Annotated in this window: 20 protein-coding genes; 9 read left to right on the top strand and 11 right to left on the bottom strand. The window is 69.4% G+C overall.

Annotated features, from left to right (window positions below; all coding sequences use genetic code 11):
• Positions 1–63: 63 nt before the first annotated feature.
• The 6 genes from AC07DC_RS00500 to AC07DC_RS00525 all read right to left on the bottom strand — a co-directional run bounded on the left by AC07DC_RS00500 (position 64) and on the right by AC07DC_RS00525 (position 5,292).
• Positions 64–930, bottom strand: a complete 867-nt coding sequence (locus AC07DC_RS00500) for a class I SAM-dependent methyltransferase (RefSeq protein WP_478910437.1) — start codon at positions 928–930, stop codon at positions 64–66.
• A gap of 61 nt (positions 931–991) precedes the next feature.
• Positions 992–1,189, bottom strand: coding sequence for a hypothetical protein (locus AC07DC_RS00505; RefSeq protein WP_478910439.1), 198 nt, complete (start codon positions 1,187–1,189; stop codon positions 992–994).
• A gap of 11 nt (positions 1,190–1,200) precedes the next feature.
• Entirely contained in the window at positions 1,201–1,572 is a 372-nt protein-coding gene (locus AC07DC_RS00510; protein ID WP_478912554.1) for a DUF4440 domain-containing protein, read from the bottom strand.
• A gap of 174 nt (positions 1,573–1,746) precedes the next feature.
• Positions 1,747–3,555 (bottom strand): protein kinase domain-containing protein, encoded by a 1,809-nt coding sequence (locus AC07DC_RS00515; RefSeq protein ID WP_478910441.1) that lies wholly within the window; start codon positions 3,553–3,555, stop codon positions 1,747–1,749.
• A gap of 292 nt (positions 3,556–3,847) precedes the next feature.
• A complete protein-coding gene (locus tag AC07DC_RS00520) occupies positions 3,848–4,981 on the bottom strand; it encodes an alanine racemase (protein WP_478910442.1) in 1,134 nt (377 codons plus the stop codon).
• Positions 4,982–5,151: 170 nt separating this feature from the next.
• A complete protein-coding gene (locus AC07DC_RS00525) occupies positions 5,152–5,292 on the bottom strand; it encodes a hypothetical protein (protein WP_478910444.1) in 141 nt (46 codons plus the stop codon).
• A 205-nt stretch (positions 5,293–5,497) separates the two neighbouring features.
• On the opposite strand from AC07DC_RS00525, the gene AC07DC_RS00530 reads away from it, so the two are divergent.
• Positions 5,498–6,070 carry a dihydrofolate reductase family protein gene (locus AC07DC_RS00530; RefSeq protein WP_478910446.1) on the top strand — a complete coding sequence of 191 codons (573 nt, stop codon included), beginning with the start codon at positions 5,498–5,500 and terminating at the stop codon, positions 6,068–6,070.
• A gap of 32 nt (positions 6,071–6,102) precedes the next feature.
• Here AC07DC_RS00530 and AC07DC_RS00535 read toward each other — a convergent pair whose 3' ends face one another.
• The 3 genes from AC07DC_RS00535 to tnpA all read right to left on the bottom strand — a co-directional run bounded on the left by AC07DC_RS00535 (position 6,103) and on the right by tnpA (position 8,816).
• Positions 6,103–6,582: a hypothetical protein gene (locus AC07DC_RS00535; RefSeq protein ID WP_478910448.1), complete on the bottom strand. Its 480-nt coding sequence runs from the start codon at positions 6,580–6,582 to the stop codon at positions 6,103–6,105.
• Positions 6,583–6,922: 340 nt separating this feature from the next.
• The gene (gene trpD, locus AC07DC_RS00540; protein ID WP_478912556.1) at positions 6,923–7,951 is read right to left on the bottom strand and encodes an anthranilate phosphoribosyltransferase; all 1,029 of its coding nucleotides are present in this window, start codon (positions 7,949–7,951) and stop codon (positions 6,923–6,925) included.
• A 445-nt stretch (positions 7,952–8,396) separates the two neighbouring features.
• Positions 8,397–8,816 carry an IS200/IS605 family transposase gene (gene tnpA / locus AC07DC_RS00545; protein WP_478910450.1) on the bottom strand — a complete coding sequence of 140 codons (420 nt, stop codon included), beginning with the start codon at positions 8,814–8,816 and terminating at the stop codon, positions 8,397–8,399.
• Between the two features lie 25 nt (positions 8,817–8,841).
• Between tnpA and AC07DC_RS00550 the strand changes: the two genes are divergently transcribed.
• From AC07DC_RS00550 to AC07DC_RS00560, 3 genes are all read left to right on the top strand, one after another.
• Complete coding sequence (locus AC07DC_RS00550) at positions 8,842–10,083, top strand: RNA-guided endonuclease InsQ/TnpB family protein (RefSeq protein WP_478910452.1); 1,242 nt, start codon at positions 8,842–8,844, stop codon at positions 10,081–10,083.
• Between the two features lie 155 nt (positions 10,084–10,238).
• The gene (locus AC07DC_RS00555; protein WP_478910454.1) at positions 10,239–10,586 is read left to right on the top strand and encodes a VOC family protein; all 348 of its coding nucleotides are present in this window, start codon (positions 10,239–10,241) and stop codon (positions 10,584–10,586) included.
• 28 nt (positions 10,587–10,614) lie between these two features.
• A complete protein-coding gene (locus AC07DC_RS00560) occupies positions 10,615–11,436 on the top strand; it encodes a methyltransferase domain-containing protein (RefSeq protein WP_478910456.1) in 822 nt (273 codons plus the stop codon).
• Positions 11,437–11,467: 31 nt separating this feature from the next.
• Here AC07DC_RS00560 and AC07DC_RS00565 read toward each other — a convergent pair whose 3' ends face one another.
• A complete protein-coding gene (locus AC07DC_RS00565) occupies positions 11,468–11,776 on the bottom strand; it encodes a helix-turn-helix domain-containing protein (RefSeq protein ID WP_478910458.1) in 309 nt (102 codons plus the stop codon).
• A gap of 100 nt (positions 11,777–11,876) precedes the next feature.
• Here AC07DC_RS00565 and AC07DC_RS00570 point away from each other — a divergent pair, with 100 nt between their 5' ends.
• Together AC07DC_RS00570 and AC07DC_RS00575 are read left to right on the top strand one after the other, a co-directional pair.
• Positions 11,877–12,176: a hypothetical protein gene (locus tag AC07DC_RS00570; protein WP_478910459.1), complete on the top strand. Its 300-nt coding sequence runs from the start codon at positions 11,877–11,879 to the stop codon at positions 12,174–12,176.
• Between the two features lie 175 nt (positions 12,177–12,351).
• The gene (locus AC07DC_RS00575; protein ID WP_478910460.1) at positions 12,352–12,789 is read left to right on the top strand and encodes a DUF6299 family protein; all 438 of its coding nucleotides are present in this window, start codon (positions 12,352–12,354) and stop codon (positions 12,787–12,789) included.
• Between the two features lie 64 nt (positions 12,790–12,853).
• On the opposite strand, the gene AC07DC_RS00580 is transcribed toward AC07DC_RS00575, so the two are convergent.
• Positions 12,854–13,834, bottom strand: a complete 981-nt coding sequence (locus AC07DC_RS00580; RefSeq protein WP_478910462.1) for an ADP-ribosylation family protein — start codon at positions 13,832–13,834, stop codon at positions 12,854–12,856.
• A gap of 280 nt (positions 13,835–14,114) precedes the next feature.
• Between AC07DC_RS00580 and AC07DC_RS00585 the strand changes: the two genes are divergently transcribed.
• The 3 genes from AC07DC_RS00585 to AC07DC_RS00595 all read left to right on the top strand — a co-directional run bounded on the left by AC07DC_RS00585 (position 14,115) and on the right by AC07DC_RS00595 (position 18,822).
• Positions 14,115–16,019 (top strand): LamG-like jellyroll fold domain-containing protein, encoded by a 1,905-nt coding sequence (locus AC07DC_RS00585; RefSeq protein WP_478910464.1) that lies wholly within the window; start codon positions 14,115–14,117, stop codon positions 16,017–16,019.
• A gap of 85 nt (positions 16,020–16,104) precedes the next feature.
• Positions 16,105–17,775, top strand: a complete 1,671-nt coding sequence (locus AC07DC_RS00590) for a PHP domain-containing protein (RefSeq protein WP_478910465.1) — start codon at positions 16,105–16,107, stop codon at positions 17,773–17,775.
• A 108-nt stretch (positions 17,776–17,883) separates the two neighbouring features.
• Entirely contained in the window at positions 17,884–18,822 is a 939-nt protein-coding gene (locus tag AC07DC_RS00595; protein ID WP_478910467.1) for a sigma-70 family RNA polymerase sigma factor, read from the top strand.
• Positions 18,823–19,243: the final 421 nt, after the last annotated feature.

Consider the following 19,243-nt stretch of genomic DNA (forward strand, 5'->3'; position numbering starts at 1 on the left):
CGGGGCGTCATCCGCGCGGGGCCACACCTCCCCCATATGGGATGACGCCCCCTGACCGGCTGGTCACATGCCTGGCAGAGGAGCCTTCTCGGTGGGCGCGTTCCACCAGACGAAGACCTCGGTGCCCGGCTGTCGTTCGGAGAACCGGCCTGACGGGGAGACGTCCCTCAGTAGCCGGCGCAGCTCGGCCTCGAAGTCGTCCAGGCGCGTTCCGAACAGGTGCGGAGCCGAGGACGACATCGAGAGCACCCAAGCCATGACATCGTCACAGATGCGTTCCAGCGCCTGTCCGCCGGGAATGACATGGCGCTGGGGGCCGGAGAATCCCGCCCGGGTGAGCACCGCCGCCTCACCGCCGGGTGTTCCGTGCGGCAGCACCCCCCGGCCGGCTCGTCGCACCGGTCCCAGATGGTGTCTGACCAGGTCGTCGATCGCGGCGTAGGGCACTGGCGGAAACGGAAGACCATCGACGGATCGGGTCTCGGTCTTCTCGTCCGAGATGTGCACCAGTGCCCCGCCGGGCTGGAGCATATGTCGCATGGTGGCCGCAACCAGGTCGCGATCCATCCAGTGGAAGGACTGGCCGAAGGTCGCGACGGTGAACGCCCCAAGACCTGCGGGCAGATCCTCCGCCCGGGCCCGCACCCACTGCGCCTTGTGAGTCACGCCCGCCTCTGCGGCCCGGCGCTGGGCTTCGACGATCATTCCGCGGTCCGGGTCCAGGCCGACGATCTCGCTGAACAAGTACGCCAGGCTCAGCGCAAGGGTGCCCGGTCCGCATCCCACGTCGAGGAGTCGCCCTCGCCCGTCGAGTTTCACAACCCTGGCAAGCATGTCCGCCAACCCGGGGGCATACGGCAGCCGCCCGCGTTGGTAGTAGGTGGCCGTGCCCGAGAACAACGTCTCGTCCCACTCCCAACCGGCAGTCACCTCCGCTCACCGCCCGCCGCTGAGGCCTTTTCGACGTCCACCTTGGCCACCTTGGCTCGGTTCACTCGCAGTGTCGCCCGGTCCGCTGGACGGCCAGGCGCCGGCCCACGAGGTCGCCGCACTCCCTGATGCCCGGTTGCGGCAGGCCGGAGTGCTCGCGCATCACCGCGATGGCCTGCACGTTGCGCCCGATGCCGACAAGGCGGTCCACCTCGGATTGCGCCTCGGCCGAGAGCCTGCACCACAGCGAATCGTCCACCGGACGCCTCTCTACACGTCGTCCCAAGCCATCGAGCTCATTCTCCAGCCCGCAGGCGTCCGGACGAACTGGGTGGTCTTGTGGCCGGAGCCCTCGAACCACTCGCCGTTGAGGAAACCGGACTTGCGGTAGTCGCTGAACCGGTGCGCGATCGATCCGAAGATCTCGGTCCGCTCGGCGACTTCCCATTCGGAGAACTCCGTCAGCGTCCCGTCGGTGAGGATCTTCTCCCGGGGCTCGACGAACGCGTCCAGGTCGTAGATGACCGGCTCGGCCCCGACATTCTTGATGATCATTCCTTGGGGAATGAACACCTCGCGCACAACGTCGACGTTCGGCCTGCCTCCGGCAGTGTTGGTGAACGCACCGAGGAAAGCGCGCATCAGCTCATCGAGCTCGGCCTTGGCGTCGGACACAGGTACCCCTCCCACGGGTGGAACTCCTCGCAACGGGTCAATCTCCTCGCGCCTGATCGTCGCCCACTGCCACCGGGTGAGCAAGCCCTGGCCGACGGCTGCCGGCCGAACCGACGACCACGCTCCGGCGCACCGCCGTTACTACCGCTTCCAACGCTGGGATGCCGAGCCCGAGCACTTGGCAGTGGTCGCGCCGCCGCCGAAGGCCAGGTCCAGGCAGTTGCCGTCGTACTGGTCGGCAAGACTACTGTTGGAGCCGGAGTACCAGGACGTGAGGCCGCTCTGGCCGCAGTCGCTGACCGTGGCTTTGTTGTTGAACATGCCGGCCTGGAGGCACTGGCCGGTCCCCTTGTTGACCACCTGGAAGCTCCCGCCGGGCACGGCTTTGGACGACCACAGGGCCGCGTTGCCGGTGCACGGCCCGAGTGTGAGGGCATTGCCGAACTGGGTGATCCCCAGGCACTCACCGCTGCTGCCGTTCTTGACTGTGTAGTAGCCGGACCCGTGCGATGCCGGGGAGGTCGTGGGCGCAGTCGTGGGTTTGGTGGTCGGGCCGCTCGACGTGTTGGAGCCGCCGCTGCTGCCCGGGCCTCCGGTGCTGCCCGTACCGCCCGAGCCGGTGCTGCCGGTCCCTCCCGGTCCGCCGGAGGCACCGCTGCTCGTCGCGGGGGCTGCGGTCTGGCTGTTCGGCGAGGCCGACGGATTGCCGCTGGCACCGGGTGGGCCCGACGGGGTCGCTCCCGCCGAGGGGGAACCTGACGACGAGGAGGCCGATGGACCCGTCCCGGCCGGCCCGGAAGCTGAGGGCCCGGACTCCGACGCACCGGGTGAGGTGAGCTTGGGGAGCAGCTGCACGCCGATCGTCGTGCCCGCCACCAGGACGATGGGAACCACCGCCAGCAGCAGCCGAGTTCGTCGCCGAGGAGGTTTGCCCGCTGTGATCGGTGCGTTCTGCACCAGTGCGAGCTCGGCCTGCTCCGGCTGGTCCGGCTCCTCTTCGAGCGTCACCTGCGGTGTCGGCTGGGCCGCGAACGCCGTGCGCTCGGCGAGCCGCTCCATCACCAGCGGGGGCCAGCCGGGCTTGGCCGAGGTGGCTTTCCCGTCCGCGAGCTGGAACAGCCGGTCCGCCGGGGGCCTTGCGAGCGGGTTCTTGTCCAGGCAGGCCTCGACGACCTCCGCCAGGTCCTGGTCCACTGCGCGCAGCCCGTCCAGGTCGGGCTCGCCGTGGACGATGCGGTAGAGCACGTCCACCCCGGAGCCGTCGCCGAAGGGCGGTCGGCCGACGGCCGCGTAACCGAGCAGCGCGCCGAGCGCGAAGATGTCCGTGGCGCCCGTCAACTGCTTCGACGCGGTGGCCTGTTCGGGCGACATGTAGGCGGGGGTGCCGACGACCACCCCGGTCCGGGTGAGCCGGCTCTGGTCGGCGGCGCGGGCGACCCCGAAGTCGATGAGGGTGGCGCCGGCCTGTGTCAGCATCACGTTGGAAGGCTTGAGGTCGCGGTGCACCATGTCCAGTGCGTGCACTGCCCGCAACCCCGCGGCCGCTTCACGCAGCAGCAGCCACAGGGCCTGGATCGGGAGCGGCCCGCTGTGCAGGGCCATCGCCTCGGTCAGGGTGAGGCCGGGAATGTACGCGGTCGCGAACCACGGCGGACTGGCCTGCCGGTCGCTCGCCAGCAGCGGTGCGCTGACCTCTTCGGGCAGCCGGGAGAGGTTGTCGAGTTCGTGGCCGAAGTGCCGCAGGAAGTTCTCGTCCTCGGCGAAGTGCGGCAGCACCTGTTTGACGGCGGCGTAGCGGCCGTCGACGACGCCCAGATACACCCGTCCCATGCCGCCGGAGCCGAGCCTGCCGAGCAGCGGAATCGTCCCGATCCGCCGCGGATCCTCCACTTCCAGCGGCTCGGCCCCGCTGCCACTGACGTCCAACGACTCTCCCCCGTTCACGGTCACAACCCCGCAGCGTACCCAAGATCCACGGACCCGTCAGGGGTATCAGGATGCAGTGGCCGTACTTCAACACCCCCTTGTTCAGGGCCCGTCACCAGTCAAACGCCGACGTGGGCGAAGGCCGCCCAATCACCGAGCTGGGCAAACGAGCGCTCTTGGGGTGCTTTGCGGATGAGAGCCCGCAACAGCGGGCGAACCGTGTCACGGGACAGCGGGCTGCCGGCATGAGACCGCCGAAGAGCCGACGAAACGGCGGGCCCCCTGAAGGCTCCGCGCCGACGCCAGTCGGACCTGACTACCCCATCACCCCACTCGGGACAGCCGCACCGGTTGGACCCGCGAGCCCAACGGCCTCCGGCTCCCAGCTCCCGCCGAACGAGGTGGGCCACGCCTGAGCCGAGCAGTCGACGACCCGGTCGGGCCGGGTCACGGTGTGCCCCAGGCGAGCCACAAGTTCGCTGCCCACGGTCGGCTGCGGGACGTCCTGCGGCACGAACAGGACGGAAACCAGCAGGTGCGGTGGCTCGGCGAACCAGCGTCGCCTGCCCGCCCACACAAAGGGCGACAGGTGGTGATTGGTGGTGGCCAGGCCGAGGCGCGCCGCGTTCTTGGCCCGGGGCACCACACCATGCAGATCCTTGGGGGCTTCGAGGCCCACACCGTGCGAGGTACCGCCGGAGACGACCACCAGGCAGCCGTCCGAGGGCGCCTTGCCCTGCCGGTAGCCGAAGCGCTCACCCTTCACCACGCGTCTGACCTCCAGGACCGATGCACGGAACTGGGTGGCCTCGGCATCGCCCAGCCACAGCCGGGTCCCGATGCGGGCGCGGAAGCGGGTGTTGGGGAACTGCCTCTGCACCTGGTCGAGTTCCTCGGCCTCCAGATGGCTGACGAACATGGTGTGCAAGGGCAACCGCGCGGCGCTCAGTTGCTGCATGCACGCGATGAGCTCCTCGGCAGCGTCCGAGCCGTCGGTCCGGTTGAGCGGCATGTGGAGGGCGAACCCTTCCAAACGGACGTTCTCGATGCCGGAACGCAACAGGTGCAGGTCGTGCTCACTGACGCCCGGCGACTTCATGCTGCTCATGACCTCGATGACGACACGAGCTCCGCTCAAGCTGCGCACGCTCTCGACGCAGGACACCGACCGGATCACGCGCCCCGGCAGCGCGATCTCTTCCTCACCGCGCCAGTACGGTGAAAGGACCAGAACCTTTCCACTGTAGACATCCCTCATCCGGGCTGCCTCGTATGCCGTTCCGACCGCGATGACGTCCGAGCCCAGGCGCATGGCCTCCTCGGCCAGCGCCTGGTAGCCGAAGCCGAATCCGTTGCCCCTGACGACCGGGACCATCCCCGGGAACTGCTGGGTCACCACATCCTGATGCGCCCTCCAGCGCACGGGGTCGACGTAGAGCGTGAGCGCCATGACCGGTGACCTCCCTCTCGTACGTGCGCAGCGCGCAACAGTGAAACTGTCGGCATGTACGCGGATCACCCGGCATGCGTTCACAACTGACCCGTAGTGAAGCAAAGAATGCGCAGTAAGCGCAGGGTGGCGCTCAGATTCGGGCCGGGCGGGGCCGGCGCCGGGCCGGGTCAGGGAGCGGGCGTGGCGCTGGCCCGGGGGTGTCCTGGTGTCCGCACGATGCGGGGGTCGCTCGGGGGATCGTGGCGCTCGTAGGTGCCACGGAAGGTCGCGTCCGACAGCCCGCGGTAGGTGGACAGCCCGGTTCCCACGATCCACATCCCGGGGGTGACGGCCTGCTCGTCGGAGCGCGCCGCTGCGCCGTCGCGGTGAGAACGCGCGGGTGCTGCTCGTGGAGAGGACCGAACGACTGTCCCTGTCGTGGTGATCGCGGAATGTGGGAGGGAAGCCCACCGATGACTTTCCGCGTTCGCCGCAGTCGTAACGGATGGACCGAGCAGCCTTCAGGAGGGCATCATGCGCACACTGGCGATCACCCAGAACATCACCGTCGACGGCTCGATCGAAATGCTCACCGACTGGTTCGACCCACAAGGACAGGGTCATTCGGACATGTCCGACCTCCTGGAGGAGACCCACCGCCAGGACAGCCAAGCCGACGCCCTGCTGCTGGGCCGGCAGACGTTCGAGGACTTCCGCGGCTACTGGCCGCAGCAGACCGACGACCCCACCGGCATCGCCGGCTACCTCAACCGGGTGGACAAGTACATCGTGTCCTCCACGCTCACCAACCCGCAGTGGGAGAACTCCACCGTTCTGGCGGGTGACCCGGTCGAGGAGGTGACCGCCCTCAAGGCGCAGGAGGGCAAGGACATCGTCCTCACCGGCAGCATCAGGCTGACGCACCTGCTGATCACGGCGGGCCTCGTGGACGAGTACCGCCTGTTCGTCTACCCAACGGTCCAGGGCCGCGGCCGCCGCCTCTTCCCCGAAGGATACGAAGTTCCGCGACTGCGGCTCGTGGACTCGAAGGCGTTTCGAAGCGGTATCACCCTGCAGTGCTACACCCCGGCCCCAACAACGTCGTGACCACAGGGAGCTCCCTGAGCGACGACCCGCACTCAGCCGACCCCGGGCATCTTGGGGTCGGCGGCCTTGCGGACCTCACCCAGCGGTATGCAGTTCTCAGCGCCATCGGCGGGTTGGGCCTCGCACAGCCTGGCCTTTGACAGGTCGGCCTTCTCCGAGACCAGTTGCCAGGCCCGCGTGTAGTACACGGTGTCCGCCGCAAGCGTGCCGAACAAGGCGATACCCGGACCGAAATCGTCCGACTGCATGTCCTGGGCGGTGTAGTAGTTGCTGCCACCGTCCATCAGGTTGCAGCTGACGCCGTGGCTCTCGCGCTGATCCTCCTTGCAGCCCGGGTACTCGACGACCCAGTGCTGAGGGGCCGGGACCTTGATGGCCCGTCCCGGCTGCTTCGCCGCCACCTTCACCACCAGCTGGATATACGTCCGACCGCTCGGCGCGGGATCCTCACCGGTGTTGGGGCTCATCACCGCGTCCACGATCTGCACGGTGTGCTGATATGTGGCGTTCATCACTGAGAGCACCGGGCCGCGCCCCTTCAGAGGGTCGGAGGGCCGGCGATCGGCCGATGAGCTCTGCCCGCCCGGGGCGGAGCCGGACGGCGCCGGCGAAGCCGCGCCATGCGACGGATCCGCGACCGAGCCTTTCGGCGTGCCGCTGCCGCATGCCACCAACGTGGTGGCACACACCATCGTGACGGCGCCCGCAGCAAGGCGGGACATGGCGAAATGTGCTCCGAACATGACGTGTACTCCCCCGCACGGCCTGCGCTGGCCGCTCTCGGCCGGTCAACTGGCGGCGACCAGTTTAACGTCGCTTCTGAACGGGTCGGCATCCCCCCTGCGCCGACTGTCAGCGGTCCGGGGCCAGGGAGCGTGCAAGGTCCAGCCAACGCGTCAGCGTCCGGGCTGCGGCGCCGGAGTCGATCGCCTGGCGGGCCTCCTGCAACGCGGTGGCGAACGCGTCGTGCAGGCCCTGCTCGTCGAGGTACCTGTGGGCGGCCAGAGCGCCTGCGGCGTTGGCGAGCACGGCATCGCGGACCGGCCCGATCTCGCCGTCCATGACGCGGTGCACCGCGAGCGCGTTGTAGGCGGCGTCGCCGCCGCGCAGGTCGTCCTGCGTGGAGCGGGCCAGTCCGAAGTCAGCAGTGTCCAGGCGCTCTTGGCGGACCTGTTTGCCCGACGCGATCCACACCCGGGTCGGGGAGGCGGTGGTGATCTCGTCCAGGCCGTCGTCGCCGCGCACCACCAGTGCGGTGGCTTCCCGCGCTGCCAGAACATCCGCGAGCACCGGGGCGAGCGTCGTATTGGAGCAGCCGACGAGCGCGGTACGGGGGCGGGCGGGGTTGGTCAGCGGCGCGAGGTAGTTGATCACCGTCGGCACGCCCAGGGATCTTCTGACCGGTCCCGCGTGGCGCAGGCCGTGATGGAAGCGGGGCGCGAAGGTGAAGCCGATGCCGGTCTCTCGTACGCAGCGGGCAACGGCGTCCGGGGTCAGGTTCAACGGCAGTCCGAGCGCCTCCAGGACGTCGGCGGCCCCGGCCTTGCTGGACACTGATCGGCCGCCGTGCTTGACCACCGGGACACCCGCCCCGGCGACGACGATCGCCGCCATCGTCGACACGTTCACGGTGTGCGCGCCGTCCCCGCCGGTCCCGACGATGTCCACCACCGTGGAGCCGTCCACCGGGATCGGGATGACGCGCTCCATCAGGGCGTCGAGCAGGCCGTGGACTTCCTCGGCGCTCTCGCCCTTGGCACGCAGGGCGACGAGGAAACCGGCGAGCTGCGCGGGTTCGGCGTCGTCGTCCATCACCTGTCGCATGGCCCAGCGGGTGTCGTCCGCGCTCAGGTTCTCGCCGCGCAGGAGCACGGCCAGCATCTGCCGCCAGGAGCGGTCGGCGTCAGTCACGGAAATCCCCTTGATACGGGTGGGCCCGGGACCGCAGGCCGCACGTTGTCCCCAGCACATTAGCGGCCGTCAGCGCACCCCCGGCCCTCCACCCCGCCCCGAGGGCGGCGCCGACCCGCCCGCTGCCCCCGCCGGCACCCACGCCCCTGCAGTCCTAGGAGCGGGCCGCACGCCGCGAAAGGGAACAACAGGCCGAGCAGGCAGCGGCGACACCACCAGGCTCTGCCTCAACCGTGTCTACCACGCCAACTACTGCATGCTCGGCAAACAGTCCGGCGACAGCATCAGCCTGGGTTCGATGACGATGGTCGACTGCCGGACGGCCTGCATTCCCTCCGGCTACCGGATCTGATCGCAGTGCACCGGGCTTCGGCCCAGTGGCGAAGCGATTGTGAGAAGTGCTCTGATCCGCAGGTCAAAGGGGACGATTCTGCTGCTCGGTGTACTGACGGGCGATCGACAGTGGAGCCCTGCCGACGGATCCGACGAAGTGCGAGCCGGACCATAGGCGCTGTGCCCGCCAGTACTGCCGGACCAGTTCCGGGTCCTCCTGGCGGAGCCTGCGCGAGCTCACGCCCTTCAGGGAGTTGACCAGCTTGGACAGGGCGACCTTGGGCGGGAAGTTCACGAGGAGCTGGTGGACGTGATTGTTCTCGCCGTTGAACTCGACCAGCTCGCATGCGAAGTCGGCGCACACCGCGCGCATGATCTCCTCCATCCGTTTGAGGTGGGCGTTGTTGAAGACCCGATGCCGATACTTCGTCACGAAAACCGAGTGAGCGTGAAGAGCGAAAGCACGGTGCTTACCCGTTCGAATGTTCTGCATGTCAGCCATAAATCAAGTGTCGTACGATCGCGGTATGCAGCTTCGGTACAGCTTCCGCCTGTACCCGACGGCCGGTCAGCGTGTGTCGTTGGGCAGGGCGTTCGGGTGTGTGCGGGTGGTCTACAACGACGCCCTGCGGGCCCGGGAGACCGCGCGCTGCGAAGGGCTGCCGTTTCCGAAGATCGGGGACCTGTCCAAGCTGCTCATCACCGAGGCCAAGAAGACCGAGGCCCGCGCCTGGCTCGGCGAGGTGTCCGCCGTGGTGTTGCAGCAGTCCCTGCGCGACCTGGACACCGCGTACCGGAACTTCTTCGACGGCCTGAAGGGTAAGCGCCCCCGCATGGGCGCACCGCGCTGGAAGTCCAAGCGGGACACCCGCCAGTCGGTGCGGTTCACCGCGAACGCCCGCTGGAAGATCACGTCGGGCGGGAAGCTGTCCCTGCCGAAGATCGGCGACGTGCCGGTGAAGTGGTCCCGCGAGCTGCCCTCGCAGCCGTCCACGGTGACGGTGGTCAAGGACAGCGCGGGCCGGTACTTCGCGTCCTTCGTCATCGAGAGCGGCCCGGAACAGGCGCCGCCGGACACTGCGGGCGAGGTGGGTATCGACCTCGGGCTGACCCACTTCGCGGTCCTGTCCGACGGCCAAAAGATCAGCTCACCCCGGTTCCTGCGCCGGGCCGAGAAGAAGCTCAAGCGCACACAGCAGGCCCTGTCCCGCAAGCAGAAAGGCTCCGTGAACCGGGCCAAGGCCCGCCTCAAGGTCGCCCGCGCACACACCAAGGTCACCGACGCGCGACACGAGTTCCACCACCAGCTCTCCACCCAGCTGATGCGCGAGAACCAAGCAATCAGCGTGGAGGACCTGTGCGTGAAAGGACTCGCCCGCACCCACCTCGCCAAGTCGGTGCACGACGCCGGATGGTCGGCGTTCGTGGCGATGCTGGAGTACAAGGCGGCACGGTACGGCCGGACGTTCGCCCGGGTGGACCGCCTCTTCCCGTCGTCGCAGTTGTGCTCGGCATGCGGCGTGAAGGACGGCCCCAAGCCCCTCGCGGTCCGCGAGTGGACGTGCGGGAACTGCGGCACCGTCCACGACCGCGATCTGAACGCCGCGATCAACATCCGAACCGAAGGACGCAAGGTCGCCGCCGGACAGGCGGAGACCCAAAACGCCCGTGGAGCGCAGGTAAGACCGGGAGCAATCCCGGCACAGCGCGCAACCCCCACACCCGTGGGACAGAAGCAGGAACCCACCAAGACGGCCACCCGGCCGTAGTAGGAATCCCCGTCCCTTCAAGGCGGGGAGGACGTCAATGGTCCTGGCTGATGAATGATGGAGCAACCCTGCTCTGCACCATGATCTACCAGGCCGTCTGATCTCGAACCCGTCAAGGTCCCCCGGAACGCGTCTGCTATCACTTGGAGTGGTTGATGTCCGTTCGCCGTGTCGTGCCCAATATCCAGTCGGAGGCTGTGCAGGAGAGCCGGGAGTTCTACGGTCTTCTGGGGTTCGAGGAGGTCATGAACCACGGTTGGATCATGACGCTGGCCTCCCCGACCACTCCGACGGCGCAGCTCAGCTTCATGGCCACTGACAAGACCGCGGCGGTCACGCCCGACATGAGCGTCGAGGTGGACGATGTGGACGCGGCCTATGCGGTCATGCGCGAGAGCGGCGCGGAGATCGTGCACCCCTTGCAGGACGAGGAGTGGGGGGTGCGGCGGTTCTTCGTCCGGGACCCCAATGGCCGAGTGGTCAACGTGCTGGGTCACCGCTGACGCCCGGGGCGGCCCCTAGGATGACGGCATGGCGGATTCCCGACCCACTTCGGCGTTTCATGTGACCAACATCGGCGTCACGCCCACGGATCGGCTGGTCGGTGCGCTGGATGCGCAGGCCGCCAGTGAGGGCGTACGCCGACTGCGGCAGTGGGCTCATGCCGCTGCGGCGGCACGGCCCGGGGAGCGGGCGGTGGACATCGGCGCGGGCACCGGGTCGGAGACGCAGGTCCTCGCAGCGGCCGTCGGGCCCGACGGTGAGGCGCTCGGAGTCGAACCGCACGACGGACTGCGGGAGGCCGCAGAACGCCGCGCGGCCACCGCCGGCAGTTCCGCCCGATTCGTCGCGGGCGACGCGGCGGCGCTGCCCCTGGAGGATGCCGGCACCGACGTGGTGTGGTGCGAGCGCGTCGTCCAGCACCTCACCGAACCCGAGAAGGCGGTCGGCGAGATCGTCCGGGTGTTGCGGCCGGGCGGGCGCGTCGTCCTGCTCGACACGGACTGGGCGACCGCGCTCCTGCACCCCGGCGATCCCGAAGTCGTCGCCGCGCTGATGAGCCGCGCGCTGGCCGCTTCCGCGAATCCCTACGCCGGACGCCAACTCGTCGGCTACCTGTCCGCGGCGGGACTGGAGATCACCGATGTCGCCTCCCAGGCACTGATCCAGAGCAACACCACGGTGAACTGGCAGCTCATCCGTATGCTCGGCGAGTCCGCGGAACGCGAAGGGCTGATCTCCGAGCTGCAGCGGGACGCGCTGTACGCCGATCTCAGCGCCGCTGCCGAACAGGGCGCACTGCACATGTCCGTGACCATGTTCGGAGTGGCCGCGACGCGTCCGTCCTCGTGACCCGGGCCGGCACGACGCGCACTATCGCGCACTATCGCGCCGGGTCGAACGCCTGCCGGTACCGGTAGGGCGTCGTCTGGTTGATCCGGGCGAAGTGCACGCGCAGGCTCTGCGCCGACCCGAGCCCACACTGTTCGGCGACGCGATCGACGTTGCCGTTCGTCGTCCCCAGCAGGTCGCGCGCGCGGGAGATGCGTTCGTGCACGAGCCATTGGAGCGGCGTCGTGCCGGTGCCGGCGCGGAAGTGACGCAGGAAGCTGCGCTTGCTCATCGCCGCCTGCGCGGCCAGATCGTCGATCGTCAGCGGGCGGTGGAGTTGGGTGCGCGCCCAGTCGAGCACCGGGCCAGGCCGGTCGACTCACCGGCCGGCATCGGCTGGTCGCACCGCGGACACCGTCACCGTCCCGCATCATCTGAAGGTCCCCGAGATCAACACCTTCATGACGCTCGCCCCACTGGAGGACCTGAGCGGAACCGAGCTGACGCCGCCGACCGGACTCCGTTCGGCCCAACAGTTCCTGGTCGAGGTCATCGTCCGGTCCGGAGACGAGCAGCGCCGTGCGGTCGCGCGCGGACAGGACATCTACGCCATCACCGCACCCATCGTGGTGGAAGCGACGCAGCGGCTCCTCGAAAGCCCGACCCGGCCGGTCGGCGTCATGACCGTCGGCGAGATCTCCGGCCCGGCGGACTTCCTGCGCTCGCTCAGCCCGGAACACCTCGCCGTGGAGCTCTCGTAGGAGATGCCTTCGCATGATCGTTTGCGAGGCCTTCCTCAGGTGGTCGGCACGGGCCCGACACGCTGCGAACCGGGGAGAATCCCGGACCCGCAGGCGGGATGGCGGTATTGCTAGGGCACAAGGGCGCAGGTCAGCCCGCAGGTGACCATATGAATACCGACCAGGGAGATCTCAGATGCGAGGACGTCTTGTTGCCGCCGGTGCCGTTGCTTTTGCCGCAGCCCTGCTGGCAGGGGCCACCGGTCCGGCCGGCGCCGCCGCGACCGGGTCGGTGTCCGCCGACCCGACCGGGACCGTCTCGCGGGACGGGACGCTCACCCTCTCGGGCACCTATCGCTGTTCGGCGCTGTCGGGCCCGGGTCCTGTCTTCGTATCCAGTAGTGTGCGGACGGGTTCCGTGCGGTACGGCATCGGCGGCACGGCGGCGACGTGCGACGGGGCCGAGCACACCTGGGTGAACAGTGAGAGGCCCGCGCTCGGGGCGCCCGTGTCCCCCGGGCCGGCTGAGGTCGAAGCGACGCTGGTGCACCTGGACACGCGCAGCGGACTGCCGCTGCCGGCCGTCGTCGCGACCGACCAGCACAGCGTCGAACTGCGCCCCGCGAACGAGTGACGCGCGCTCGGCCCGGACGACAACTCCCTGATCCATGGGCGCTCCTCCCGGGCAAGGCGCGACGCTAGACCCTGTTCAGCTGCAGGATCTCCACGTCGGGCAGCTGACGGTGTCGGTGATGGGCGGCTGCTGTCGCTGCCAGAGCGGGCCGGTCCAGTGCGCGATAGGCGGCGACCAGGAGTTCGTTCGCGAAAGCTTCGTGGACGGGGCTGCCTCCCGACGCCCAGTGCAGGTCCCGCCCCAGGACCAGGGCCTCCGCCGGGTCTCCCGCCGCGCAGCGCCGTCGGGCCTCGGCCACGCACGCTTCGAGGGCTGCGGGGTCCTCGAACTGGCTGTGCAGGTAGGTGGCGAAGCGGAACTCGTCGGCGGCGTTGTGCGGGGGCCGGTCCAGGGCGGTCGTGCCGGCCACGAGGGCGCCGGCGCCGTCCAGCGTGGTGACCCGCTCCTCGTCGACGGCTTGGCGGATGAAGTCGTACCTGTGGGAGTACGCGATGCCGGTCTCCGGACGCGTCTCGTCCTCGTAGCCGGCCAGTGCCTGCCGCAACAGCTCCAACCGAACCAGCCTCGCGGCCACCTCGGTGTCGCCCTGGTCATCGTCGACCACGTCGGTCCAGCAGCGTTCAAGGATCGCGCGGACCGCCTGAAGCGGCGTCTCAGCTCGTTTGTCGATCCCTCCCCCGTCGCGTGTGTAGTACGACGCGACCGCATTGCAGGTGCGCCCGTCATCGGTCCACAAGCCGTAGTGCAAGCCGTCGGAGGCGCCGTACATGAAGGTGAGGAACTCCGGCGGATCCGCGTAGAACCGGCCGTGGACCCGGACATCGAGCCCCGCGCGAGGCTGCGCACCCGGATCGGCGAACAGGTCCAGGACCCCGGCCGGCCCCACGGAGATGTCGGCGAGCGCTCGTTGTTCGTCCGGTCCGGCCGTGGTGCAGAACTCCCAGAACCGGAAGATGGAGTCGGGCAGCTCGATGCCCCAGTCCCGCCGGAACCGCTCCTCGATCTCCGGTCGGTCGGCGAGGGCCCTGCCGTTCGGAACGTGCACGGGACAACCTCCGGGATGGGGAGCGCCGTCGCCGGCACGGCCGAGTCGAGCGTAGCGAAGCGGTGGATTCCCCGCGCGGGTGGGACTGCGAGCGCCCGGGAGCGGCAGCTCCGCATGGCGCCCTCCACGCGGCAGCTCTCCTCACGGCAGGACACCGGCCCCTTTCCGTCAACTCGTTCACCCAGTCTTCGCCATGCGGTCGTTGCCCGGGCCCCGACGTGCACGAGTCCTTCGCCTAGCGTGCTCAGCGATCACCCGACGAACGCCCGCGGAGACATCCATGTGCAGTCCGCTCCACCCGCCCGACGGCCCCCTCCCCGACGGTGCCAGCCGTCGTACCTTCCTTCGCGCCACCGGACTCGCAGGTGCCGCCGCCGCAGCCGCTGCGGCCGGGGGGCTCGCCGGCGCCGCGCCCGCCGCCGCCCTGTCCCGGCAGGGGACGTCTGACAACGTTGCCAGGCGGATTCCCGACCCCGACAGCCCCCGATTCACACTCGTCGTCATGCCCGACACCCAGTACCTTTTCGACGGCGTCAGCATCAACGCCGCGCCCGTCGAGGCATCACTGCGCTACATCCTCGACCACGGACGCGACGAGAACATCGCGTTCCTGTCCCATCTGGGGGACCTCACCGAGCACGGACTCCCGGAGGAGTTCGGACCGCTGAGCGAGGCCTTCGAAGTTCTCGATCGTCGGCGCGTCGGCTACAGCGTTCTGGCGGGCAACCACGACATCGACTCGTCGACCGACGACCAGCGCGGCTTCACGCCCTACCTGGATGCCTTCGGCCCGCGCCGCCTGCGCAAGCTGCCCACCTTCGGCGGCGCGACGCCCGACGGCTACAACACCTACCACCTGTTCCGTGCCGCAGGCCGCGAATGGCTGGTCCTTGCGCTCGACTGGCGGCCGTCCGCCGCCGGACTCGCCTGGGCCCGGGACGTCATCAAGAGGCACCCGAAGATGCCGGTCATCCTCACCACGCACGAGCTCGTGTACGCGGACCGGTACGGCGACGAGGCGGAGTTCTCCGAGCACGGCAAGCACCTGTGGGACGAGCTGATCGACGGGAACGACCAGATCTTCCTCACGCTCAACGGTCACTTCTGGCCGGCCGCCCGCACCACGCGCAAGAACGCGGCGGGCCACGACGTGCATCTGCACATCACCAACTACCAGAACCGCTACTACGGCGGCAGCGCGATGATCCGCCTCTACCGCTTCGACCTCGCCAGGAACACCATCGACGTGGAGACCGTCTCCCCGTGGATCCTCGGCCGCGCGGGCGAGGGGCTCAATGAGCTGGAGCGCCGCGAGATCGAGCTGACCGGGCCGCAGGACAGCTTCTCCGTGCCCCTGGACTTCGAGAAGCGCTTCGCGGGCTTCGCGCCCGCCGCGCCGCGCGGCCCCCGCGCCGCCGCGAAGATGCTGGTGCCCGGCACCGTCGCGTACTGGCGGTTCGACGGCTCGCACCCCGAGGGCAGCCCGGCCGATCCCGCCCTGCGCGTCCCCGACCTGTCCGGTCACGGCAACCATCTGACCCGGGAGACCGTACCCGGCTCCCCGACGGACGCCCTGCGCTGGTCCGCCGCCCATCACCCCCACCAGCCGGGTCATGGCAGCCTCTACTTCGACGGCGGCAAGCCCCCGCTGCACGGCGCGTACCTGCGGACCGCCGCGGACGCCCCGCTCAACAGCAAGACCTTCCGCGCCGGCTACACCGTCGAAGCGTTCTTGAAGCTCCCCGCCGACTGGGACGCCGGCCACCATGCCTGGGGATCGATCCTCAGCCGCCGCGGCACCCTCGGCGCCGCAGGTAAGGCCGCCGGCGACCCGGAAGAACCCGTCGCCACCCTGTCTCTGTCCGACGGGCCGGGCATCCAGTGGGCGGCCGCGCCGTTGGACCAGCCCGGCCTGGTCACCAACTGGAGCCACGAGCTGGAGCGCGACACCTGGTGGCATGTCGCTGTCGTCAACGACAGCAGGCACACCACCCTGTACGTCGACGGCTGCCGGGTCGCCCGCAACCCCGCGACCCGCACCAACGGCCTCGCCACGCTCGGTCTGCCCTGGCTGCTCGGTGCCTACGAGTACAGCGGAACCCTCGACCAGCTGATGCACGGCTGGCTCGGCGACATCAGGATCACCGAACGCGCCCTCCCCGTAGGCGACTTCATGAACGCCTGACCGACGGCACCAGCAGCACAGGCAGCACTTGCAGCACAGGCAGCACTGGCACCACCCACCGCACCACCCCTCAAGGAGACACCCCATGGCGCGACCGAATCAGTCCCTGCCGACCTGGGCGGACCCCGCTGTGCCGACCGGCTCCCTCGACCCACAAGGACTCTCACGGCGCGGACTGCTGCGCAGCGCGGGCCTGTTCGGCGCGGCCTTCGCCGCAGGGACTCTGCTCGACCCGACCGCGGCCGAGGCGCACACCGGAGACTTCGAGGACCCGGACCTCGCCTATCTCGTGGGCGACCACCATGTGCACTCGGTCTACAGCCACGACGCGAAGTACACCTTCTCCCAGCTGGCGCAGGCCGCCTCCCGGTACGGCCTGGACTGGATGGTCCTCACCGAACACAGCAACTTCGGTCATGCCAGGGCCGGCGGCGCCGAGGCCGAGCACCGCGAGATACTCAAGGCCCGCCACGACAACCGGCGCATGCTGCTCTTCCAGGGCCTCGAGTGGTACATCCCCGGCGCCGAGCACTGCACCGTCTTCTCGCCGCCCGGACGCCACGAGGTCGAACTGCTGACGCGCTTCGAGGAGGCGTACGACGGCAAACTCCTCGGCTACACCGCGGGCGCACCGGGCAACCCCGACACCCCGCGCAACGAAGCGCACGCCGTCAACGCCCTCAAGTGGCTCGATCAGCAACGCCGCAGCGGCTACGTCGACGACGTCCTCGTCCTCGCCAACCACCCGCTGCGCCTGGGCATCGACTCCCCGCACGAAATGCGCGCCTGGCGCGACGCGGCTCCGGGGATCATGATCGGCATGGAGGGCGCGCCCGGCGCCCAGGCCGCCGGCATGCCGGAGCGCGGCACGACCAGCCACCGCGGCGAGTACGACAACTCCCCGTCCCAGCACTCATGGCCCGGCTACCCGCGCGAGGCCTATCTGACGTACGGCGGCTTCGACTGGGCGACCGCGACGGTCGGCGGCCTCTGGGACGCCATGCTCGCCGAGGGCAAGCTCTTCTCGGCCACCTCCAACTCCGATGTGCACCGGGTCGCGTTCGACACCTGGAAGAACGGCGACTGGCTGCCAGGCCAGAACTTCGACAACACCGGACGGCTCCCGGACCCGGTCAACACGACCGAACCGCAGCCCGGCAGCGACTTCTGGCCCGGCCAGTTCAGCCGTACGCACGTCGGCGTCACCCGCTACGGCTACCGGAACGTGATGGCGGGGCTACGGGCGGGCCGCGTCTGGGTCGACCACGGCCAGCTCGTCGACGGCATCGACGTCCGGGTGAACAGGGAGCACGGCAACGGTCGCGGTGTCACCCTCGGCGGCCGGCTGCGGGTGCGCCGGGGCGAGAGGATCGTCCTCAATGTCACCGTGACCACGGCCTCGCGCCCCAACCAACACGGCGAAGTGCCGCGTCTTGCCCACCTCGATGTGATCCGCGGTGCCGTCCGCGGCCCGGTCGTCGACCGCGACGCGTGGCGCGCCCCCGACACCCGGGTCGTGCACACCGCCGATGTCTCCGGCCGCAAGGGCCGCTACACCCTGCGCATCCCGCTGGGTAGGGCCGAGGAGTCGTCGTACCTGCGGTTGCGCGGCAGCGACGGCAAGCGCAACGGCCCCGGTCTGCTGGGCGTGGCCATCGACCCGCACGGCCCGATCACACACGAGCCGGGCAACGGCGACCCGTGGCTGGACACCTGGTTGTACACCAACCCGGTCTTCGTGGACGTCGTGCGCTGACCGAACGGGGAAGGGACCCGGCCGGCGCAGAGACACTCGTCGCCGGCCGGAACCCATCCGGGGGAAGTGCTCGACGGGCCACAGCGCTGTGTGCGCCATGATGGGCCGGTGGACTTTGAACCGTACCGGGGCGAGCTGGTGGTGTACTGCTATCGGATGCTCGGCTCGTTCCACGAGGCCGAGGACCTGGTGCAGGAGACGATGCTGCGTGCATGGAAGGCCCGCGACCGATACGACCCCACGCGCGCGTCCGTCCGGACGTGGCTGTACCGGATCGCGACCAACGCGTGCCTGACCGCGTTGGAGGGTCGTGCGCGGCGGCCGTTGCCGTCCGGACTGGGCGCGCCGAGCGACGATCCTGGGGCGCCGCTCACGCCGGCGTTGGACATCCCCTGGCTGCAGCCGTTTCCTGACGCGCGGTTCGACACCGGGCTCCGCACGGACCTGCGCCTCGCCCTGGTCGCGGCGATGCAGGTCCTGCCGCCTCGGCAGCGGGCCGTGCTGGTGCTCCGCGAGGTACTGGAGTTCAGTGCCGCCGAGGTCGCCGAACAACTGGGGACCACGGTCGTGGCCGTCAACAGCGCGTTGCAGCGGGCCCGCGCCGCCCTCGCGGACGCGGGCGATCCCGGGGAGGTCGCCGAGCCGGACGATCCCGCGGTACGCGCGGTGATCCAACGGTACGTGCGAGCCTTCGAGGCGGCCGACGTTCCGGCGCTCGTACGGCTCCTCACGGACGATGCGGTGCTGGAGATGCCGCCGGTGCCGCTGTGGTACCGAGGCAGCGGCGACTACGGCCTGTTCATTCGCCGCGTGTTCGAGATGCGTGGGACCGGCTGGGTCATGAGGCACCTCACCGCCAACGGGCAGCCCGCCCTCGCCGCGTACACGCCGGAGCCCGGCGCCGGGTACCGGCTGCACACGCTCCAGGTCTTCACCGTCACCGGCGGCCGAGTCGCACACAACGTCGTGTTCACCGACCCTCGCGTGTTCGAGGCGTTCGACCTGCCCCAGCAGATGTCCTCCGACGAGTTTCGCCCCGCGCCATGAGTCACAGGTCTTCGCCCTGGATCGCGGGCAGGCTGCACCGCCAGGGCCCGGCCGGGGATCCGTCCGTCTCCCGCCCATGAGGCATGTCCGGTGCCAGGAAGATTCCGCTGTCCATGGCACGGCGGCTCAGATCCTTCGCTTGTTCTCCCCCACCCGCGTTGCGCAGTTCCACGAGGAGATCGTGCACTGGATGCGGTCCACGGGAGATCGACTCGAGCGGCGACGTCGCGGTCCGACAGCGTCGTCACCGCCTCTCTCGCCGCTTGCTCTCCTGCTGCCTTGCGAAGTTCTTTCAGTAGCCAGGCCAGGGACAACGGGTCAGCGAGGTCGACTTGCGCCGCAGGGTCGCGCAGCACCAGCGCCTTTACGGCGTCGTGAGCTCCGATCGCACGCACTCCATTCATCAGGGCGGCGACGCCAT

This window comes from Streptomyces sp. NPDC045021 (assembly GCF_056432645.1).